22 protein-coding genes and 2 pseudogenes are annotated in these 19,673 nt (G+C 39.3%); 11 read left to right on the forward strand and 13 right to left on the reverse strand.

Annotated features, from left to right (window positions below; all coding sequences use genetic code 11):
• The first annotated feature begins 167 nt into the window (after positions 1-167).
• Both FTT72_RS04910 and FTT72_RS04915 read left to right on the forward strand, forming a co-directional pair.
• Positions 168-1,235, forward strand: a complete 1,068-nt coding sequence (locus tag FTT72_RS04910) for a ferredoxin reductase (RefSeq protein ID WP_180022037.1) — start codon at positions 168-170, stop codon at positions 1,233-1,235.
• Positions 1,236-1,246: 11 nt separating this feature from the next.
• Positions 1,247-2,341 carry an acyl-CoA desaturase gene (locus FTT72_RS04915; protein WP_168377711.1) on the forward strand — a complete coding sequence of 365 codons (1,095 nt, stop codon included), beginning with the start codon at positions 1,247-1,249 and terminating at the stop codon, positions 2,339-2,341.
• Between the two features lie 81 nt (positions 2,342-2,422).
• On the opposite strand, the gene FTT72_RS04920 is transcribed toward FTT72_RS04915, so the two are convergent.
• The 3 genes from FTT72_RS04920 to FTT72_RS04930 form a co-directional block, all read right to left on the reverse strand.
• Positions 2,423-2,626: a hypothetical protein gene (locus FTT72_RS04920; protein WP_078188800.1), complete on the reverse strand. Its 204-nt coding sequence runs from the start codon at positions 2,624-2,626 to the stop codon at positions 2,423-2,425.
• 176 nt (positions 2,627-2,802) lie between these two features.
• Positions 2,803-3,432 carry an HAD-IB family hydrolase gene (locus FTT72_RS04925; protein WP_180048883.1) on the reverse strand — a complete coding sequence of 210 codons (630 nt, stop codon included), beginning with the start codon at positions 3,430-3,432 and terminating at the stop codon, positions 2,803-2,805.
• Positions 3,399-4,604, reverse strand: coding sequence for a DUF1615 family protein (locus FTT72_RS04930; RefSeq protein ID WP_180107390.1), 1,206 nt, complete (start codon positions 4,602-4,604; stop codon positions 3,399-3,401). The genes FTT72_RS04925 and FTT72_RS04930 overlap by 34 nt, the downstream gene beginning before the upstream one ends.
• 277 nt (positions 4,605-4,881) lie before the next feature.
• Here FTT72_RS04930 and FTT72_RS04935 point away from each other — a divergent pair, with 277 nt between their 5' ends.
• Positions 4,882-5,064, forward strand: a complete 183-nt coding sequence (locus tag FTT72_RS04935; protein ID WP_168377709.1) for a hypothetical protein — start codon at positions 4,882-4,884, stop codon at positions 5,062-5,064.
• 161 nt (positions 5,065-5,225) lie between these two features.
• Entirely contained in the window at positions 5,226-5,393 is a 168-nt protein-coding gene (locus FTT72_RS04940; protein ID WP_373683444.1) for an acyl-CoA thioesterase, read from the forward strand.
• Positions 5,394-5,484: 91 nt separating this feature from the next.
• Here FTT72_RS04940 and FTT72_RS04945 read toward each other — a convergent pair whose 3' ends face one another.
• Both FTT72_RS04945 and FTT72_RS04950 read right to left on the reverse strand, forming a co-directional pair.
• Positions 5,485-5,655: a hypothetical protein gene (locus tag FTT72_RS04945; protein ID WP_171262568.1), complete on the reverse strand. Its 171-nt coding sequence runs from the start codon at positions 5,653-5,655 to the stop codon at positions 5,485-5,487.
• Positions 5,656-5,970: 315 nt separating this feature from the next.
• The gene (locus tag FTT72_RS04950; RefSeq protein ID WP_180134792.1) at positions 5,971-6,345 is read right to left on the reverse strand and encodes a hypothetical protein; all 375 of its coding nucleotides are present in this window, start codon (positions 6,343-6,345) and stop codon (positions 5,971-5,973) included.
• A 564-nt stretch (positions 6,346-6,909) separates the two neighbouring features.
• Here FTT72_RS04950 and FTT72_RS04955 point away from each other — a divergent pair.
• Entirely contained in the window at positions 6,910-7,257 is a 348-nt protein-coding gene (locus tag FTT72_RS04955) for a hypothetical protein (protein ID WP_168377460.1), read from the forward strand.
• Positions 7,258-7,273: 16 nt separating this feature from the next.
• Here FTT72_RS04955 and FTT72_RS16255 read toward each other — a convergent pair.
• Positions 7,274-7,629: pseudogene (locus FTT72_RS16255) on the reverse strand (site-specific integrase); the annotation flags it as partial.
• Between the two features lie 103 nt (positions 7,630-7,732).
• On the opposite strand from FTT72_RS16255, the gene dusB reads away from it, so the two are divergent.
• Positions 7,733-8,779 carry a tRNA dihydrouridine synthase DusB gene (dusB, locus tag FTT72_RS04960; protein ID WP_180111066.1) on the forward strand — a complete coding sequence of 349 codons (1,047 nt, stop codon included), beginning with the start codon at positions 7,733-7,735 and terminating at the stop codon, positions 8,777-8,779.
• A gap of 124 nt (positions 8,780-8,903) precedes the next feature.
• Here dusB and FTT72_RS04965 read toward each other — a convergent pair.
• Positions 8,904-10,126, reverse strand: a protein-coding gene (locus tag FTT72_RS04965; protein ID WP_180177955.1) for an IS3 family transposase whose coding sequence is annotated in 2 segments (ribosomal slippage) — positions 8,904-9,790 and positions 9,790-10,126 — 1,224 coding nt in all. Because the reading frame shifts where the segments join, the coding sequence is not laid out codon by codon here.
• Between the two features lie 122 nt (positions 10,127-10,248).
• Positions 10,249-11,292, reverse strand: a complete 1,044-nt coding sequence (locus FTT72_RS04970; RefSeq protein WP_111883795.1) for a nitronate monooxygenase family protein — start codon at positions 11,290-11,292, stop codon at positions 10,249-10,251.
• Between the two features lie 214 nt (positions 11,293-11,506).
• On the opposite strand from FTT72_RS04970, the gene FTT72_RS04975 reads away from it, so the two are divergent.
• From FTT72_RS04975 to FTT72_RS04985, 3 genes are all read left to right on the forward strand, one after another.
• A complete protein-coding gene (locus tag FTT72_RS04975) occupies positions 11,507-12,766 on the forward strand; it encodes a putative DNA modification/repair radical SAM protein (RefSeq protein ID WP_180040075.1) in 1,260 nt (419 codons plus the stop codon).
• 9 nt (positions 12,767-12,775) lie between these two features.
• The gene (locus tag FTT72_RS04980) at positions 12,776-13,555 is read left to right on the forward strand and encodes a TIGR03915 family putative DNA repair protein (RefSeq protein ID WP_180177956.1); all 780 of its coding nucleotides are present in this window, start codon (positions 12,776-12,778) and stop codon (positions 13,553-13,555) included.
• Between the two features lie 65 nt (positions 13,556-13,620).
• Complete coding sequence (locus FTT72_RS04985) at positions 13,621-14,142, forward strand: hypothetical protein (protein WP_180177957.1); 522 nt, start codon at positions 13,621-13,623, stop codon at positions 14,140-14,142.
• A 39-nt stretch (positions 14,143-14,181) separates the two neighbouring features.
• Here FTT72_RS04985 and FTT72_RS04990 read toward each other — a convergent pair whose 3' ends face one another.
• From FTT72_RS04990 to metK, 5 genes are all read right to left on the reverse strand, one after another.
• On the reverse strand, positions 14,182-15,393 hold the full coding sequence (locus FTT72_RS04990) for a YeeE/YedE family protein (protein WP_180177958.1): 1,212 nt from the start codon (positions 15,391-15,393) through the stop codon (positions 14,182-14,184).
• A gap of 135 nt (positions 15,394-15,528) precedes the next feature.
• A complete protein-coding gene (locus tag FTT72_RS04995) occupies positions 15,529-16,230 on the reverse strand; it encodes a VIT family protein (RefSeq protein ID WP_180088210.1) in 702 nt (233 codons plus the stop codon).
• A 146-nt stretch (positions 16,231-16,376) separates the two neighbouring features.
• Complete coding sequence (locus FTT72_RS05000; RefSeq protein ID WP_078188782.1) at positions 16,377-16,721, reverse strand: hypothetical protein; 345 nt, start codon at positions 16,719-16,721, stop codon at positions 16,377-16,379.
• Between the two features lie 151 nt (positions 16,722-16,872).
• A complete protein-coding gene (locus tag FTT72_RS05005; protein ID WP_180064239.1) occupies positions 16,873-17,313 on the reverse strand; it encodes an SMI1/KNR4 family protein in 441 nt (146 codons plus the stop codon).
• A gap of 169 nt (positions 17,314-17,482) precedes the next feature.
• On the reverse strand, positions 17,483-18,649 hold the full coding sequence (gene metK, locus FTT72_RS05010; protein ID WP_180177959.1) for a methionine adenosyltransferase: 1,167 nt from the start codon (positions 18,647-18,649) through the stop codon (positions 17,483-17,485).
• A gap of 444 nt (positions 18,650-19,093) precedes the next feature.
• Between metK and FTT72_RS16390 the strand changes: the two are divergent.
• Positions 19,094-19,190 (forward strand): annotated as a pseudogene (locus FTT72_RS16390) (prepilin-type N-terminal cleavage/methylation domain-containing protein); the annotation flags it as partial.
• Between the two features lie 14 nt (positions 19,191-19,204).
• The gene (locus FTT72_RS05015; protein ID WP_373683988.1) at positions 19,205-19,519 is read left to right on the forward strand and encodes a pilin; all 315 of its coding nucleotides are present in this window, start codon (positions 19,205-19,207) and stop codon (positions 19,517-19,519) included.
• The last annotated feature ends 154 nt before the right edge of the window (positions 19,520-19,673 follow it).

Consider the following 19,673-nt stretch of genomic DNA (forward strand, 5'->3'; position numbering starts at 1 on the left):
TTCGTCTGTGCAGACTGAGTCATATTTTTTAATAGATTAAAAACATTAACATATTATAGCGTCTGCTAATAGCTTTTGTGAAAATGTCGATTAAATGCACAAGCGTATATACAAATATATATACATGTGTATAATAATTAAAAACCTCCCATGAGTTGTATTTGATTATGCATGTACTCGAAAAAGCGAAAAAGCCTTTAAACGCAATCAAAGACAGTGTTGTAGACGTCAATGCGGTAAATTTCTGGTTGCAGAAATTTAATCCGTTATGGTCTGGTAATCAGGCACTCGGCAAAATTGTACAAAAAGAAAATGCAGCAAATGAGATGGTCAGCCTAACCATACAGGTGAACCGTTTATTTAAAATTGGCGAAGCTGGTCAGCATCATCCTGTTTTTGCTCGCGTAAATGGTATCCGTTACGAACGTACTTATAGTTTGACTCAGTTAGATGATCAACACGTATTGCTTAGTGTAAAAAAAGTGAATACGGGTATTGTGAGTACTTGGCTCGTAGAACAAGCGCAAGTGGGCGATATCTTAGAATTTGGTCAGCCTTTTGGTGATATGACTTTGGTGTCAAATTCTGCGCCGTTGCTACTATTGGCTGCGGGTAGTGGTATTACGCCAATGTTAAGTTTGTTGAAAACGATGAGCAAAACCAAGAAAATTGCGGAGCAACCAATTCAGTTAATGTATTGGGTTAAGTATCACGATGATGCCGCATTCAAATTACGCTTCGAAGCTTTGGCAAATCAATATCCAAACTTTAAATTTCAAATTTTCTTTACCCAAGAAGAAGTTGCTGATCCACGATTAAATGCCGCTCACGCTGCTCAAATTGACGACATTGAGCACAGTACTGTGTTTGCATGTGGTCCATCGGGTTTCGTCACTCAGGCCGAAGCGTTATTTGATCATGCACAATGCTTTATGAGTGAAGCATTTAGCATGAGCCCAATTGCAACGGATGAGATTGGCTTTGTGAATGTCACACTTACACAATCCAATAAAACCGTCAGTATTCCAAAAGGCCAATCAATTTTAGCCAGTCTTGAGCAGCAAAATATCAAACTAAATCACGGTTGCCGTATGGGCATTTGTAATAAATGTGCCTGCAATAAAGTGGAAGGTTCGACTAAAAATATGGTCAATGGTAGCCAAAATACAGAGCCGGGTAATTTACTCAAAATTTGTGTGAACTCAGCACAGTCAGATCTTGTTATTGATTTATAAGGTAGAAAAATATGAACATGCCTGTAAAAATTGAATATTTTAAAAATCCCAAAAACCGTGAGTTAACCCAATCGCAATTAGACGAACTTGCGCGTGAGCTTGATGCGATTAAGCAAGAAGTTTTAGATGACTTAGGTGAAAAAGACGCGAAATACATTCGCCGTGTGTATTCGACAGTTCGTTATTCATCTATGGCGGGTCGTGCTTTATTGTTTGCAGGTTGGTTCCCACCAGCGTGGATTTTGGGCACAGGTCTTTTAGGTTTTGCCAAAATCATGGAAAACATGGAATTGGGTCATAATGTCATGCACGGTCAATATGACTGGATGAATGATCCTAAATTCAATGGTCAGACCTACGAATGGGATATCGTAGGGACAGCAGATAACTGGCGCCAAACTCACAATTTTAAACATCATACCTATACCAACATTAAAGGTATGGATGATGATATTGGTTATGGTCTCGTTCGTTTGTTCCCAGAACAGCGTTGGAAGCCGGGCTATCTATTACAACCGATTTATAGCATTCCATTTTGCTTATTGTTCCAATGGGGTGTTGCCATTCAAAACCTTGAATTGGGTAAATACTTTAAAGGTCGCAAAACAAAGCAGCAGACCAAAGAAGAATGGAAGCCAATGCAAGCCAAAATCGGCAAGCAATTATTTAAAGACTATGTGTTCTTCCCGCTTATTGCAGGGCCGGCAGCATTACCTGTGCTCACAGGGAACCTAGTGGCAAATGGTCTTCGTAATATCTGGACGTTTAGTATTATTTTCTGTGGTCACTTCACCAAAGATGTTGAAGTTTTCCCGAAAAAAGTACTTGAAAATGAAAGTCGTGGACATTGGTACATGCGTCAAATTCGTGGTTCTTCAAATCTTACCGGTTCAGAAGCATTTCACATTTTGACAGGGCATTTAAGCCATCAGATCGAACACCATTTATACCCTGATGTTCCTGCGCGTCGTTATCGTAAAATGGCGCCAAAAGTACAGGCCGTATGTGAAAAATATGGTTTGAACTATAACAACGCAAGCTTAGTGAAACAGTACGGCAGTGTACTAAAACGTATTGTGAAATATGCATTTCCATTTAAAAAGTAATAAACGCTACACTAAATTTACGGGAAAAAAAGCCATGCAATTGCATGGCTTTTTTATATTAACTTTGGGGAAATATCTATTTTACTTTTTGATATGTAATTTGAGGATCTTAATCAAATTCATATAATTTCCTTTTTTAGCCATACGAATGACCAATTCAATTTCTTCTTTCGTCCACATCTGGCGAGTGGCTGAGAAGGCAAATTGAGCAAGGAGTACAAATGGATTTTCGCCAAATTTAATATGGAGGCCTTTGACATATTTCGGTGGATTGAATTGATTCATATTCTTTTCCCGCTTTTAATATTTGACCGCATTATTTCTAATTAATGAGAAAAATAGCACACTATAAAGTCAAAATAAAAGCAGAATTTTCAAAATTTACCCATATATTAGAGCGACTTAAATTTAAGTTTGTGATTGTTAACTTTGATTAATAAACCAAACTAAATTACTCGACTTTAGTCGAGTTCTGGTAGGCACTTATCCTGTCCATTCATGAAATGGTGGGTGGCCAATTCAAACATGGCGAGGTCTTCATCGCTATTTCCATAGGCATAAACATGCTCATAGTCTTGAAGGTTAAATTGCTCCAAAACGCGAATTTTCTTTTGCTCACCACTACAGTCTAAGGTTTGATACAAACCAGTCAGTATTTGGTCATTGGCTGCTGTTTCGGTACAAATCAGTTTGACCCCGAGCTTTTCGGCCACAGGTTTAAGATATAAATCGACGGATGCAGAAACCAATACGACTTCATGACCGCGTTTTTGGTGTTGCTGTAATTGTTCATATAGCGAAGGATTGAGTTCCGCCATCAAATGTTCAGCATATTGTGCTGCTTGATTTAAAACCTGCTCATGATTGGCTTGGCTAAACATTGCGGCATATAGGCGAGGACGCATTGCATGGGCAGGATATAGCTTGAGATAATAGCCTTGAATCCAAGGGAGAATTTTAATCCCTTGGCGCACGATATGCCGTTTAGGCAGGGAATAGAAGATGAACCCTGTAAAACTGTCTTTATTACACAGGGTTCCGTCAAAATCGAATAAGGCTAGAGTTTTAGGTTTTTGATGCGGCGCATGCATGTTTGATAACGTCCATCGACTCGTGTGGCAAACCAATTGGTATTGTAATCACGGCTTAATTTCGGCCCAGAAATTACGACTTCAGGCATCATGGCATAAAACGGTTCTTTACCAGTCTTTTCTTGGTACAACTTTTTGACCGCTTTATACGTCAAAGTATCTTCGAAGTCCTGATCTTTTTCTTTTTTAAGATCTGAACGAATTTGACGTGGAGTTGCAATTACATTGTTTTCTGCAAAAACGGCAATCAGCGCAGTTTCAGACTGGCTTTTTGCTGAACGTGGAGAACCATCTTTATTATAAAGTAAGAGGTCACCATCTAAGCCGAGCTCAGCAGGGGTTAAGTCATTCAACATGCTTTGGAATGCCGCATTACGACTCGAATAACGACCCGAGTTATAATCTGCAAAACGATAAATCGGTTTGTCATATTCAGCTGGATACATCATTAAACGGTGGATGCCGTAATACAAACCGCCATATTGGCTATACATGTCAGTACGTAGAGCAGCAATATTTCCACCTTGGCGTTTGTGGTCTTTGGCATAGCCTATATGAACTTGCATGGAACCCAAAGTGGTAATGGGGTTGAGCTTTTCACCAATATCTTGTCCAACCAGTTTCGCTGCGCCCGTCAAAGCACTCACGTGATAATGTTTAGACATATAGTCAAAAATTTCACGATATAACTCGTCTAGTTCACGTTCAGTTTGAACACGGCGCATTTGGCTCAGATAGTTATCTTCTGGACTTGGCTGATTTTTTAACACATCTTGGAAATAGCCAGCGACTGTGCCACCGATATCATCACCCAATTTATCTTTAAACTTTTCTTCAAGACGATCTTGAACTTCTTTAACGGCTTTTTCACCGAGTCCCGGCACATGTGGGTCAGCAACAAAATTGGACTCTTGATCGACCACAGCAACAATCGTACAGACATTTTCTTTCGTGGTCGGAATACCGAGCTGATCACTAATGTCATAGATATCATTGGCCCATGAAAGACGTTCATTCACGCGAGGTGGAATGGCTTTTTTAATCTGTTCCGCTTCCATAGTGGGTTCATCTTTGCTCCACCATGAACCATTACCACAGGCAGCCAAGCCAATGGATAAAGCCAGTACAGAAAGGGATTTAAAGCATAATGGGGTCGAAAAAGTTTTGTTCATATTTTCCAATAAACTCAGCCATATGGGGGCGACAAAGCAGGTGCAGTATACTATGCAAAATACATAAGTAATGAATAAATATGTATATGTCTCATAGGGGACTGTCAATCTATTTATGGAGATCTACGCGTGTAAAAACAAGCAGTTCTGTCAGGATGATTGGAAAAAGAATGCTTTTTGAGCTAAATAGATGAATATTCCAATATCATTTTCAACAGATTATAAAAAATGCAGGTATATACTAGCTGAAATCCATAAATTTTTTAAGGGGATTATTATGCCAGCTAAATTTTTCAGTCGTTTCTTGGGTTTGATTGCGTTAGTTATGGTATTGGGGGCAATCATTATTAACTTTGTTGTGGCTAAACCGATGGTGGAATATTGGATCTTACTCTTACTACCTTGTTTTGCCGTTCCAATTTTAACCTCAGTGATGATCACGAAGGATGAAAATCTTTAACATCATCGTTCAGTAAATCTATATTTCAATCCAATAGATGATGAATACTCAGTCTGTGCAAAAAGCTCACATCGGGTGGGCTTTTTGTTGATGTGTCTAAAGTATTTTATACTGTGCAAATGAGAAATTTAAAACGCCAGCACAAATTAAAGGTATCAAACGTGATTTGGTCAACTGAACAAGATGCCGTGTTGATCGAACATGCAGATTTAGCTATGTCTGAATTAATCCAGCACTTGGGATTTAGTGAAGAAGACATTTTACAAAGAAAAAAAGTATTGGGTTTAAACCGGCGGGCACGTCAAATTCAACGTTTATATTTTAAATAATTGAAATCAAATTCATTGAAAGCTGCGACAGATCTAAAATGTCTGTGAATTTAAAAACCCACAATCTGTGGGCTTTTAAATTTTTGCTCAATTATTTTGCAACAGCTTCAGAAGCAGGAGCCGCTTCAGTTGCATCTTGAGCAACTTCAGTTGTTTGAGCTTCAGATGCAGCAGCTTCAACTTTTTGTTCTTCAGCAGCAAATGTAGTTGCAGCAGCAGCAGAGATAAGTGTAGCGAAAAGTACTTTGTTTAAAGTTTTCATGATTCAATCTTCAGTCTATTTTTTTGGAAAAAACAACTTAATGTATTAATCATGATAAAAGTGTAATTAAAATGAGTTGTTATGTGTCTAGATTGTGAACATTTGCGAAAAACTTATCAAAATAAATCAATAGTTTGAAATCCATTACAAAATAATAAGTGTCATTCAAATGTCGTTTAATATTTGAAAGGCTTTAAAAAGAAAAACCCGAATAAATCGGGAAGTGTATTTTACATTGTTATTACAGCGAAACTTACACACTTTTCGCTTAATAACAATTTATCGCTGAAATATGACGCCATGATGAAAGGGAGATTATTCAGCAGGGCATTCAATTTTGAGTTTTTCTTTGTAATAGTCCTGTGCAATCTTCAAATCATTCAACATTTTATCTTGAGTATAGTCTTGGGCTGCGAGTTTGAGCATGGCAGGCATGTAGTTAGTTTTATATTCATGAGGGTAGTCATGACATAAGACTTGGGTTTTTTCCTTGATCGATGTACTTGGAGCATCTAAAACATCAAGGTATTGACTGATTTGCGCATCTGACTGCTCAAATTGTTGAGTCGCTTGTTCCGTTGTTAAATCAGCGTTTTGGCTTTCAGCTGCAGCCACCTCGTCATTCGGTTGTTGGCAGGCAGTCAGAAAAGTAGCAAAAAATATAAAAGAGAAAATTTTCAATTTTTTCATAAAGTTCAACTCACTGATGTGAATTTATAGGGTTTAAGTTTTCAATGATTTTAGCATTACCCTCTATAGTAACACCTGTGCAGGCAGATACGCAGAAAGTCTGATGTTGAATTGATAGTGCGTAAGCTATATGGATGATGAGTAAGTTTTAACGACTCTTAAGCAAAAGCGTAGAAATTTTTGTTTGGAATTACTAAACTATCGCATTGCAAATTTGCCGTCCAATTCCGAAGCTTCAAATTCCTCAATTTAAGCGTTGAACGATGTTGATGTTCATTGTCATCATTCAATTGCATAATCATTGCCTTGAAACGTTTTTACGCTCAACAGATTTTGCGAACATAGATTTGAATTTAGCATTGTTGAATGTGGCTTCGAAGATTTCGAATGCGGTTCGGGCATCATTTGCTAAATATAGCTAGAGGTTAAAACATTGAGTCAACATCCTGTCATTCAAGAATTGTTCGATCGTCCCATCGAGAGAAAACTGTGGGTGGCACCTATGGCAGGTGGGTTAGATTACGTTACTATTTACAATAACATCCAATTTAACGAGCATCAAAAGTGCATTATCTAACCAAAATTATTAACGGAATAACAATTTGCTTCCTAGCATCAGTGAACTGCTATGCTAAAGATGAACCATCAAATGCTCATAATGTAATTGAATTTAAATGGTACGAAGCCAAAAATAATTACAACAGAATAATCAGAGAGTCTAGAGAAGCCAAAAGGAATGATAGTGATTGTGAGGAAAAACTGGATAGCTGTGATAAAGATATGAAAAGCTATCTTTATTACCGGAAACCATTAGCTGCCGCAAAAGCTCGCTTAGATGCAGCTGAAAGCAAGCTATATGAGAAAATGTCATTAGAATTTGATGCAGATAATGTTGGTGTTCAGAAAGATTAATACTTTTATAAGAAGCGGCGTAATCAGAAAAGTCTTGTCGCGTTAAATAATAGATATTCTTTTCAGAAATATCTAAACTAGCGATATGCTGTAGTGCTCCTGTTTTTGTCCTAGCAAAACTGTCCGCCTCATCCAAATACTGAAATATGAATTCTCTGAGTGTTTTTGCTTAAGTTGCACCTCAGGGTTCAACATTTTTTCAGGGTGCAATTCAATTTCTGCCTCTGCGCGTTTAATCCACTCATCAGCCAAAGACTTTTAGCTAAATGTTTTGGATTGCTTGAATTCTGGGGAGCCTTGAAGTTGTACGCGGACTTGAGCTCTATACCGAGTTGTACCGTCTTTTGTTTGTCGCTTAGTGACTGTACCTATAAATTTGCAACATTGAAATTTCGTGGTGCAAATAGGTTGCAACTAAAGAGCATTAAAAGTCAATACGAAGCGACTAAACGAAGTTAAACGAGGTTAAAAGATTTTGAGTAAAAACAATGTCATTCAAGAATTATTCGATCGTCCCATCGAGAGAAAACTGTGGGTGGCACCTATGGCAGGGGTTACAGATCGCCCATTTCGTACACTTTGCAAATACTTTGGCGCAGGTCATGCTGTCAGTGAAATGATGACGGCAGATAAGACCTTACGCATGAGTAAAAAGAGTCTTTATCGTGCCAATTTTGATGGTGAGATAGCACCTATCTCAGCTCAAATTGCAGGGTCAGATCCAGCTGAACTGGCTGAAGCCGCTCGCTATCAAGTGGCAAATGGTGCGCAAATTGTCGACATTAATATGGGATGTCCGGCGAAGAAAGTTTGTAATAAGTTGGCAGGTTCTGCGCTGCTCAAAGATGAAGACTTGGTGGCTCGTATTTTAGATGCTGTGGTCGAAGCAGTTGATGTGCCTGTGACCTTAAAAACCCGTTTGGGCTATCTCAATGGTCATGAAAACATTATGCGCGTTGCGAAGCGTGCCGAAGAAGCTGGGATTGCTGCATTGGCGCTTCATGGTCGTACACGTGAAGATATGTATCTGAATACGGCGCGTTATAGCTTAATTAAAGATGTGAAATCGTTGATCAATATTCCTGTGATTGCCAATGGTGATATTGATACACCTGAAAAAGCCAAATATGTATTGGATTATACTGGTGCCGATGCAGTCATGATTGGTCGCGCAGCTCAAGGTCGCCCATGGATATTCCGTGAAATAGGACATTACCTGACGACAGGTGAACATATGGCTGCACCAAGTATTATGGAAGTTCGTGACGTACTGCTCGGACATTTGTCTGAATTGTATGGTTTTTATGGTGAATATTCAGGTTGTCGAATTTCGCGTAAACATATTGCTTGGTACACCAAAGGTTTACGTTCTAGTAATGAGTTCCGCCAAAATATGTATAAAGTTGAATCTACAGCAGATCAATATAAAGTCGTCGAGGACTATTTCAATCACCTACTCGATCATGGTCAGATCATGAGTGATGTTCAAGTTGATCAGGTCAATTTGCTTGAAACCAAGTAACTTAAAGTCAAACGAAATAGATCTGTGCAATGTGATACAAAGTAGGCCGCTGTAAGTTAGTTAGATTGATTTGAAATAATGTCTTGTCCTGAAATAGATTGACAGTATTCCACTTCAAACCGAGTTAAGCAATTAGCTCGGTTTTAGTTTGCTCATACGTCTGATTCGGGGTGTTCATATTTAAACTTAAATGTGGTCTATAGCAATTATAAATCATGATAGATTCCGCAATTAAGTGATCTAACTCCTTCATGGTTTGACATCGTGTAGTTAAAAACTCCTGCTTTAATATTCCATTAATCCGCTCTGCTAATGCATTCTGGTAACAGTCTCCTCCATCTGTCATAGATGGACATACCCCATAATGGCGTAATGCCGATTGATATAGTTCAGAGCAATACTGAGAGCCTCTGTCTGAATGGTGAATCATCCTGGCTGCCCGATCTATCACATGCTGCATCGCCATGTGTAGTGCCTGCACAACATTCTCCGCACGCATATCATTCGATAACTTATAACCTTTAATCTGACGGGTATAAGCATCTGTCACCAATGATAAATAATGTACGCCTTCAGCACTCTCAACATAAGTAATATCACTGACAAAGACTTCGTTGGCTTGCACTGCTGAATAATCCTTTAATAAATTTGGATGCTTCTTCATCCAATGCTTGCTATCCGTAGTTTTTGTATAGCGACGCTTGGGGCGAATCAATAAATTATGCTCTTTCAATATTTTAAATAACTGATCCCGTCCACACTTTAAACCACGCTGCAACAATTTGCCTTTAATAAGCCAATACAACTTACGTGTTCCGATACTTGGCATGAGACAACGATATTCCATAACCAACTCAAGTATTTGTTCAGTTGCTTGTGCAGTCATTTGAGCACGTTTTTCTGCTTGATAATAAGCTTGTCGGGTGATTCCCAACCACTGACAATAATGTGAAACGCTTAGTCCTCTTTGGCTTTGCCAATCTTTGAAACGTGCTCGGTATACTTTTTTCCAAGATCAGTCCCACATTCTTTATCAATGTGATAAATCACATCCTGAATAAATTCAGTTTTAAGCTTTTCTGCGGCTAACTGCTTTTCTAATTGGCGGATTCGTTGTTGGGGTGTTAATTGGCGTTTAGAAGAAGGCGGCATATTCGAAGTCCAGTCCTGTTGTCCGTGCTTGCGTAACCATACCAGCACAGTTGATCTTCCTTGAATACCATATTTTGCCTGAGCTTGTTTATAAGTAATTTGCCCTTTTTCTACTTCATGTACAACCATCATTTTAAAGGCGAAGCTATAATCACGTTGTGTGCGTTTAACTCGTTGTTCTTGTGCATGTTCCATAAAATAAGTCTCTTAAGGTGTAAACTTATTTCAGGACGGGACATAAGTGCCTAATAAAAAGCCCTCAATGTTGAGGGCTTTTTATTAGGCATTCATGTTTGAATGACCCGTTGAGCGAGGTCTTAGTTAAAGCGCATTTCTAAAACCAATTGATTGATCAAGTCGGGTGCTTCCAATTCACGTATTTGAGAGACATTAGTTCCTGCCCAAAATGCACCATATTCATGTACGCCATGCTTGCTGGCTGCTGCATGTAATTGTTTGCCTAAATCATAGCTATATGGGTAAGCCGGAACGGTTGGGCGAGTCGGCGTATCAATATCTGTGTGCCAGTTATTGATAATGCCACGTGCAGGCCGGCCTGAAATACTTGATGTAATCTGCGTGATGGGCGCATCAAATAGTGCTTTGCGATAAGCCTCATTTGCATTTGATGTTTTGCATTGCACAAAAGCAGTGCCCAGTTGAACAGCATCTGCACCCAACTCCATAATTTGATAGGCCTGATGTCCATTCATAATGCCACCAGCTGCAACAACGGGGCATTGAATATGGCGTTTCAAGAGCTGAACTAAGTCACGAGTTTTAACGCTGCTATCGAAGTTTTCATTGAAAATGCCACGGTGACCACCAGCTTCAATACCTTGAGCAATCACGATATCAATACCCGCAGCTTCAATCAGTTTAGCTTCTGCTAAATTGGTTGCAGAAACTAGAGTCAAAATACCCGCTTGTTTTAAGGCCTGAATTTGATGTGGGTGCGGAATGCCAAAATGAAAACTCACCGCTTTGGGGCGCGTTTCCAGTAAGAGGTTTAGAAAATGGTCATTATCTTTAAAGCTTGGATAAATACAGTTCAGTGCTTCTGGAGCTTCTGCATTATATTGAGCAAAGCGTGATTTAAATTGCATGATCCATTTGGCAGCAACTTGTTCATCGAGTTCTACTGTGTCATGACAAAAAAAATTGACCTGAAAAGGTTGTTCAGTGAGTTCTTGAGTTTGTAATATTTGTTGACGTGCATTCTCAACACTGCTTGCACCTAAACCCAGTGAACCAAGTCCACCTTGATTTGACACTTCTGCAGCAAGTTCAGGTGTAGAAACACCTGCCATTGGGGCAAGAAATATAGGGTGTTTGATGCCAAGTTTTTCTAATAAAGTCATGTGCATACTCCAATCACTCTAAATACTTTGCCCAAGCGAGTGAAATTAAGCAAATAATATTCGTTATTTCTTATCAAAATGGTCTTATTCTTAAACGAAAGTTGTACTTGAAATTAAGCGACACCTCGTGTCGTAGTAATGATGTATGACCCGACTTTTGAGGTGGATCCTTTTAAAATAATGCTGTGTTCACTTTAAATTTTATAATTCTCCCATGTCTGAACGTATCCGTGAAAAACTGCAAATTTTAGCCGATGCTGCCAAATATGATGTCTCATGTTCTTCGAGTGGTAGTAAGCGCCAAAATAAAGACAAAGGTCTGGGTAATACTGGAAACGGTATTTGCCATAGCTATACTGAAGATGGTCGCTGCGTTTCGTTATTAAAAATTCTATTTTCCAATGTCTGTATTTTTGACTGCGCATATTGTGTGTCCCGTCGAAGTAACGACGTAAAGCGCGCAGCATTTACGGTACAGGAAGTGGTCGATTTGACTATGAATTTTTATCGTCGGAACTATATTGAGGGGCTATTTTTAAGTTCGGGGATTTTTAAATCGGCGGATTACACCATGGAACGTATGTTGCAGGTGGTAAAAAAACTGCGTTTAGAAGAAAATTTTAATGGTTATATTCATCTGAAGACCATTCCGGGGGCATCTCAGGAAATCATTACCGAAGCAGGTTTATATGTCGACCGTATGAGCATTAATTTGGAAATGCCGACAGAAGATGGTTTAAAAAAATTTGCACCTGAAAAAAGTCATGTTGAAGTCCAAAAAGACTTAGGTATCGTGCGAGATCGTTTGATTCAATTCAAAGATGAACGAAAAATAATACGCACAGTTCCTAAATTTGTACCCGCAGGACAAACGACGCAAATGGTGGTGGGCGCACATCAAGAGTCTGACCGTGATGTCATACTGATGGCAGACCGTCATTACAAAGAGTTTAAGCTCAAGCGTGTGTATTACTCGGGTTATATTCCAATTAATGAAGAGGAGCGTGCGCTGCCAGCTGTGGGGTCTGCGCCACCTTTATTACGAGAAAATCGGCTGTATCAAAGTGATTGGTTGATGCGTTTTTATGGGTTTGAAGCGACGGAATTGGTCGATGAAGAGCATCCAAATTTAGAATTGGATATTGACCCTAAATTAGCGTGGGCACTGCGTCATCCCGAGCAATTTCCCGTGGATATCAATCGTGCTGAATATCAAATGATCTTACGTGTGCCGGGTATTGGTGTACGTTCTGCTCAAAAAATTGTTCAAGCACGACGTTTTGGGAAAATCCATATCGACCAATTAAAACGTATGGGTATTTCCTACAACAGAGCACAACATTTTATACGCTGTGAAGATTCTCCAAAATTTATTCGAGATCAACAGCCACATCAAATACGTCAGCAGATCTTGCAAAGTGGCCAGTCGAAATATACGCAGCAAATTTCTCCACAATTGAACTTAGGTTTTTAGGATACAGTCGTGAGTATTTATGTCTTTGATGGCACGATGACAGGATTGTTAAGTTGTGTTTTTCGGGCCTTTCAATTTAAGCAATTTGACATTCAGATTTGTACAGATGGGCAAGTGCAGGCAGGTCTTTTCGCCGAAGTCATTGATGTGGCTAGTCATGATGAACATGCACAGCGGGTATGGCAGGGTTTAAAACTCAAAGCATCTGATCGTGCGTTGAAACAGTTTTATTATGCATTTTTATCCGAGCAGCAGCAGGCTTTTCAGCATTGCTTTAATTTTGCAGTGTATGTGTTTCAGCAGCAGCGAGATGTATCAAAGAATTATGGTCATGCAGACGTATTGGGTCTGAGTCAATGGGCGAAGCAAGTGGGACGTGAAAAACATCGTATGGAAGCTTTTGTGCGTTTTAAAAAATGTCAGGATGGTTTGTTTATTAGTTTAGTCTCACCTGATTTTAATGTATTGCCTTTGATCGAGCGGCATTTTAAGGCACGCTATCAAGATCAGCGTTGGTTGATTTACGATGAAAAACGCAACTATGGCATTTACTATGACTTAAAACAGGTGCATCAAGTGGATATGGATGCCACAACCATAGATGGGCAAATACAGTCCGGCCATAGTCAATCTTTCAATATCGAACTGGATGATGATGAAGTTTTATATGATCAGCTTTGGAAAGATTATTTTAGCAGTGTCAATATTGAAGCCCGACGTAATATGAAATTACATGTGCAGTATGTGCCACGTCGTTATTGGCGTTATATGAATGAAAAAGCGATTTAGGTGCGAATCATCTGGCAATTTTCGGGCATAATGATTGCGCTTTTGATTGTTTAAGTGAGACCTTGATGAAATTATTTCTTGTTACGACCGTTCTGACGGCAATGACGCTCACGGCGTGTTCTGCAAATAAGCAAGAAAAGAAAACATTCGATCCGAAAAGTTATCAAGTTGCTGATACTGCTGGATTACAACGACGCTTTGAACAATTAAATCAAACTCTAGCAACAGATTTTAGCCAACTAAAAAAAGTAGAAAGTATGGCTTTTTCAGATCAATCCGCTTTAGATGTTCAGAACTTAAAAACTTTAAATCAGCATTTTGTTGCCAATACCGCTTTAAAAAGCTCCAAAATTGCCTATTGCGAAGTAATGAATCATTATTTTGCTGAAATGTATCATCTCGGACATGTTAACTTAGCCTTGGTGAAAGACGTTAAACTACCAAATGCCGCAAATGAAGATTTGAGTCAGGTATTTGCGAATGCAGACCAATTTTATGATTTTATTATCAATCGCTATACCACGTATAAGCAGGCACAAGAAACTATGCAATATGGTTGTAATCTAAAAGCTGCACTAGCAGATTAAAAAAAGCCCCTCATTTGAGGGGCTTTTTATTTACAGAAATTAGCAGCCTGTTAGTTTTTCCGGTTGTGGACGTTCGCCAGGGAAGAAGATTGGACGTAATTTGACGCCGATACCGTTCCCAATGAAGGCAAATACTAACCATAACCAGCCGTGTAAACTACCTGAAGCGATACCACTGAAATATGCACCAATGTTACAGCCGTATGCTAAACGTGCGCCATAACCCAACATCAAACCACCGATCACAGCCGCTAGCAGTGAACGTTTTGGGATATTAAAGTTCGGTGCAAATTTGCCTGCTAGGCTCGCTGCGAGTAAAGCTCCGAGCATGATGCCGAAATTCATCATTGACGTGATATCAAACCATAATGACTCGGTCAGTGCTTTAGCATTTGCAGGTTGCTGCCAATATGCCCAAGATGCGACATCGATCCCCATGACACTTGCTGATTTTGCGGCCCAAACGGCTAAGGCAGAGGTCACGCCCCAAGGACGGCCTGCAAGTGCGAGTGTGGCAAAGTTCAGTAAAGTCATGATAATTCCGCCCCAAACCAATGGCCATGGACCACGTAGAAAACGTTTCCAGCCGTGTTGCTTGGCTTGCGGTTCAACTTCAAGCTGACCATGGCGTTTCTTTTCAAAGTAAATTGTTGCTGCGGCAATCATTGCAAAGAGCACAAAGTTTAAAATCAGTGCAGGGACTACACCAAAGCTTTTGACTAAAGAAATCGGCTCAAAGTGGGGAAGGTCAAACCACCATTGAATATGCGAAGTTGCAATCAATGAACCTGTACAGAAGAAGATCAGCGTTACAATCATACGTGCGCTACCTGCGCCCACAGTGTACAGGGTCCCTGATGCACAGCCGCCGCCAAGTTGCATACCAATACCAAAAATAAAGGCACCGATCATCACGGACATTGAAACAGGATTAACGTTACCTTTGACGGGGTTGCCAAATAATTCACCCGCACCTAAAGCAGGGAAGAAGAGCAGTACAGCCAATGCCAACATGATCATTTGTGCACGCAAGCCACGACCACGACGCTCTTTAATAAAGACACGCCAACTCGAGGTGAAACCAAAAGACGCATGATAAAGGGTCATACCCAAAGCACCACCAATTAAAAATAGTAATGCTTGGTTAACGCCTACAATCAGATAAGCACCAATGGTAACTAAAATTAATAAAACAAAAGCCACCCAAATCGATATATTGGATCGATTGGCTGGCGTAGCAATAACAGACATGGAGAAAAAAGCTTAAAAAATGTATCTCTATTTTACGGTTTTTATATATTGTAAAAATGAATATTGTTGAAAAATCACACAATCATTGCTGTGTATAATTGATTTAATATATTTAAAAAACTGATGAAGTGGGCATTAAACTGGATTTACATTAAATAAAGAACCAATCCAACTAGAAAAAAGCATGGCTGCAATGCCCCAAAGCGCAACACGTAGACTGCCTTTCAACATAGAAGTGCCAGCTGCATAACTGGCCAAGGCACCGAGGAGTGCTAGGGAAATTACGCCAACGGCCATAACAGTTTTTTCAATATGCATGTCAGCACTGATCAAGATCGCAACCATCGGAAATAGCGCACCAATTGAAAATGCTAAAGCCGATGAGAGTGCTGCTTGAACGGGTTTTGCTGCGGTATTGTCATGGATTCCAATTTCATCTCGTGCATGGGCCTCTAGTGCATCATGGGCAGTTAATTGGACTGCAACTTCATGTGCTAGGTTCGGCTCTAACCCACGATTTACATAAATTTGAGTCAGCTCTTTAAGCTCCATATCTGGGTTACGTTGTAATTCTTTATGCTCCATGTGAAGATCTGCTTTTTCGACGTCTTCTTGAGATTTCACAGAGATATATTCGCCCGCCGCCATAGAGGTTGCACCAGAGATGAGTCCTGCAATGCATGTAATGAGTAAGGTATGGCTAGAAGCACCACTTGCAGCCATGCCCATAATTAAACTAGTGACGGAGATAATGCCATCATTTGCACCGAGTACAGATGCACGTAGCCAACCTGTACGTTCCATATAATGTTTTTCGGTATGATGTGAATAAGACATTCTTTTCTCTAAATTTGTTATTTATATGACCTCATAAGATTGACCTGACATCAGTTAAATTTCAAGTTAAAAATAGATTGAAACAGTAAGTTGAATAAAATACAGATATAAAAAAAGCACCCGAAGGTGCTTTTTTTTAAGAATGCTTATTGTTGAGCTTTTTCTTTCACGTTTGCTGCACCTTGCTCAACAGCACCTGCAGTTGCAGCAGTCGCGTCTTTAGCTGCTTCTTTTGCATTGTGTGCAGCAGCTTCAGCATTTTCTGCAGCATTGTCAGCTGCTGTCGCAGTTGCAGTTGCAGCATTATCTACAGCAGTAGCTGTCGCAGTTGCCGCTTCTGAAGTTGCATCAGCAATGTCATGGCCTGCTTGGTCAGCAGCGTTTTCTAGGTGTTCACCAGTTGTTGCACCTGTTTCTGGCGCTTTGTCTTTATTACAGCCAACAAGTGCAACAGTTGCAGCCAAACCTAAAGCAACAAGTAATTTATTCATTTTGATCTTTCCTTTTTTTGTTATGCCCGTAGCATGGGCTGAATTTATATTAGCTGAAAAAATATTCAAAAATCGATCAAAAATTGTTGATTTAGTGTAATTTTATCCAGCATATTTTGTAGTTTAAAAGCCTTTATATCTACTTATAGCGTTAAGGGTTTTGTCTAAATAATTCTTCAATTGAAGTCACAAGTAGATAGATAAATTCACTGTCTTCATGGCGCCATAAATATATTTCTTCCCCCAATTGTGTATCGTCTACCGTACGCATCAATAAATAATCGCCATCACCGTTATGTGCAATGGCAATGCTGTTTTCAGGGAAGTCTTCAATTTTACTTATAGTTTGATGTTCTGCGGCTAGATGATTCATCGTACGTTTTATTCTTTTCACATCGCTGGTGTCTTGGAAGGGAAAAAGCCACCAAGCTTCGATGTCATCACCATCTTTAAATTCATCCGCACTAGAAAAGCTAATGCCGAATTCGCCACTATTTTCAATTTGCATTTTGGCTTTATATTTTTCTGGAAACTTAAATCCTAATTGTTCTTCAGTTGCAGTAATAAATTTTAAGTCTAATGGAAAGGGCATGATGTTGTTCTTAAATTATTTTGGTGTTTTATGAATAAGCTTGGCGTAAATTTTAGTCAATATTTTTTACACTAGTTATTTTTATCCTAGATGTTTTAGTTATGGACATATGGGGCATAAAAAAGCCTGCAATCAATGCAGGCTTTTTTGAGAAATTAATCTATTAAGATTAAAGACCAGCAGATGCTTTAAGCGCTTCCACTTTGTCAGTTTTTTCCCATGTAAATGCGGTATCAGAACCTTCACGACCAAAGTGACCATACGCAGCAGTTTGTTGGTACATCGGTTGGATTAAGTTCAACATACGAGTAATACCGTATGGACGTAAGTCAAAGTGTTCACGTACAAGTACAATAATCAAATCTTCAGATACTTTTGCAGTATTGAATGTGTTGATCGAGATAGATGTTGGTTCTGCAACACCAATCGCATAAGACACTTGAATTTCACATTTGTCAGCTAGACCAGCAGCCACAATGTTTTTAGCAACATAACGGCCTGCATAAGCAGCAGAACGGTCAACTTTTGATGGATCTTTACCAGAGAACGCACCACCACCGTGACGAGCCATACCACCGTAAGTATCTACAATGATTTTACGGCCTGTTAAACCACAGTCGCCTACAGGGCCGCCAATGACGAACATACCTGTTGGGTTGATGTGGAATTTAGTGTCTGCATGGAACATTTCAGCAGGAATCACTTTTTTCACGATTTCTTCAATTACCGCTTCTTTCAATTGAGCTTGAGTAATTTTGGGATCGTGCTGAGTTGAAAGTACAACTGCGTCTAAGCGAACTGGCATGCCGTTTTCATAAGCAAATGTTACTTGGCTTTTTGCATCGGGACGTAACCAAGCAAGTTTGCCTTGTTTACGTAGTTCAGCTTGTTTTTCCATTAAGCGATGCGCATATGAAATCGGTGCTGGCATAAGCACATCAGTTTCACGGCTTGCATAACCAAACATTAAGCCTTGGTCGCCCGCACCTTGATCTTCTGGTTTTTGACGGTCAACACCCTGAGCAATTTCAGGTGATTGTTTACCGATCATGTTGATCACGGCACAAGTTGAACCATCAAAGCCAAGATCTGAATGATGGTATCCGATACCATTTACGGTATTACGAACAATCGCTTCAAAGTCAACATTTGCAGTTGTTGTGATTTCACCGGCAAGTACAACCGCACCCGTTTTTACAAGCGTTTCACAAGCAACCCGTGCATATGGGTCTTCTTTTAAGATTGCATCCAAAATAGCATCACTGATTTGGTCAGCCATTTTATCCGGATGGCCTTCGCTTACAGATTCCGAGGTAAATACAGCGTACTCGCGCATAAGTCCTATCACAGTTAAATTTAAAGACGCAATATGTTACATCGAGAAAGCGTTTAGGACTAGCTTAACATGACCAAATTGGATGAAATTAATTCATTTCAATGACTTTTTAATTGATATAGGCATCTAAAAAATTGATATGAGCTATGGATTTCTCATTTTAATTTTGTATGATGAGATAAAACAGAGATATTGGGCTTTGGTACAAGCAACAATGTGATTAGGCGTTAAAATGCCTAAATTGGCTTTTTAAGTGAATCAATTATAAGAAAAAATCAAATCAGTATCCTGTGATTTATCAATGATGAATGTCATGAACTGTCAGAATATGACTGTTCATGACAATTAATCGTTTAATTTGAAAAATAAAACACAATAAATGCGGGCTTTTGAGACTTGGTATGCAAATTGCCTATTTGTCATTACGTTGAATGGGGAAACGTAATGAAACAGTCTGGTTTTACACTCATTGAAATTATGATCGTGGTGGCAATCATCGGTATTTTGGCTGCAATTGCTACTGTATCTTACAATGGCTATGTCGCTCGGGCGCAAGTGGCTGAAGTATTAACAATGATTTCACCCTATAAATTAAAACTGATTGAAAATTATTCAGAGGAACAAAACTGTGTAGATTTGAATACAGCGCTGAATGAAAGTATCAGTACCAAGTATATTGCGAGTAGTGAAATTACTGATGTGGCAGGAACGTGTTCAGTGGTTTTTACGTTTAAATCAACAGATGTCAATTTTGCTCTTCGCTCAAAGCAGATCTATTTTAGTATTCCAGATGGTTTAAATGGTGCTTGGAATTGTCAATCGGATGATATTTCGCAGCGAAATTTACCTGCTACATGTCGTGGGATCTAAAGTATTGAATGTGAAACCGTGAGTATATTGGATAAGTGCTGATTTCATAGGGATGAGTACGACGTTTGAGTTACCCAAACCATAGTGGGTTTAATTATTGAAAGTATTTCATATTTCAAATGGTCATTTATTTAGACAAGCTTTGACTACCACT

It is taken from the genome of Acinetobacter sp. YH01005, from assembly GCF_013420465.1.
Taxonomy (GTDB): domain Bacteria; phylum Pseudomonadota; class Gammaproteobacteria; order Pseudomonadales; family Moraxellaceae; genus Acinetobacter; species Acinetobacter amyesii.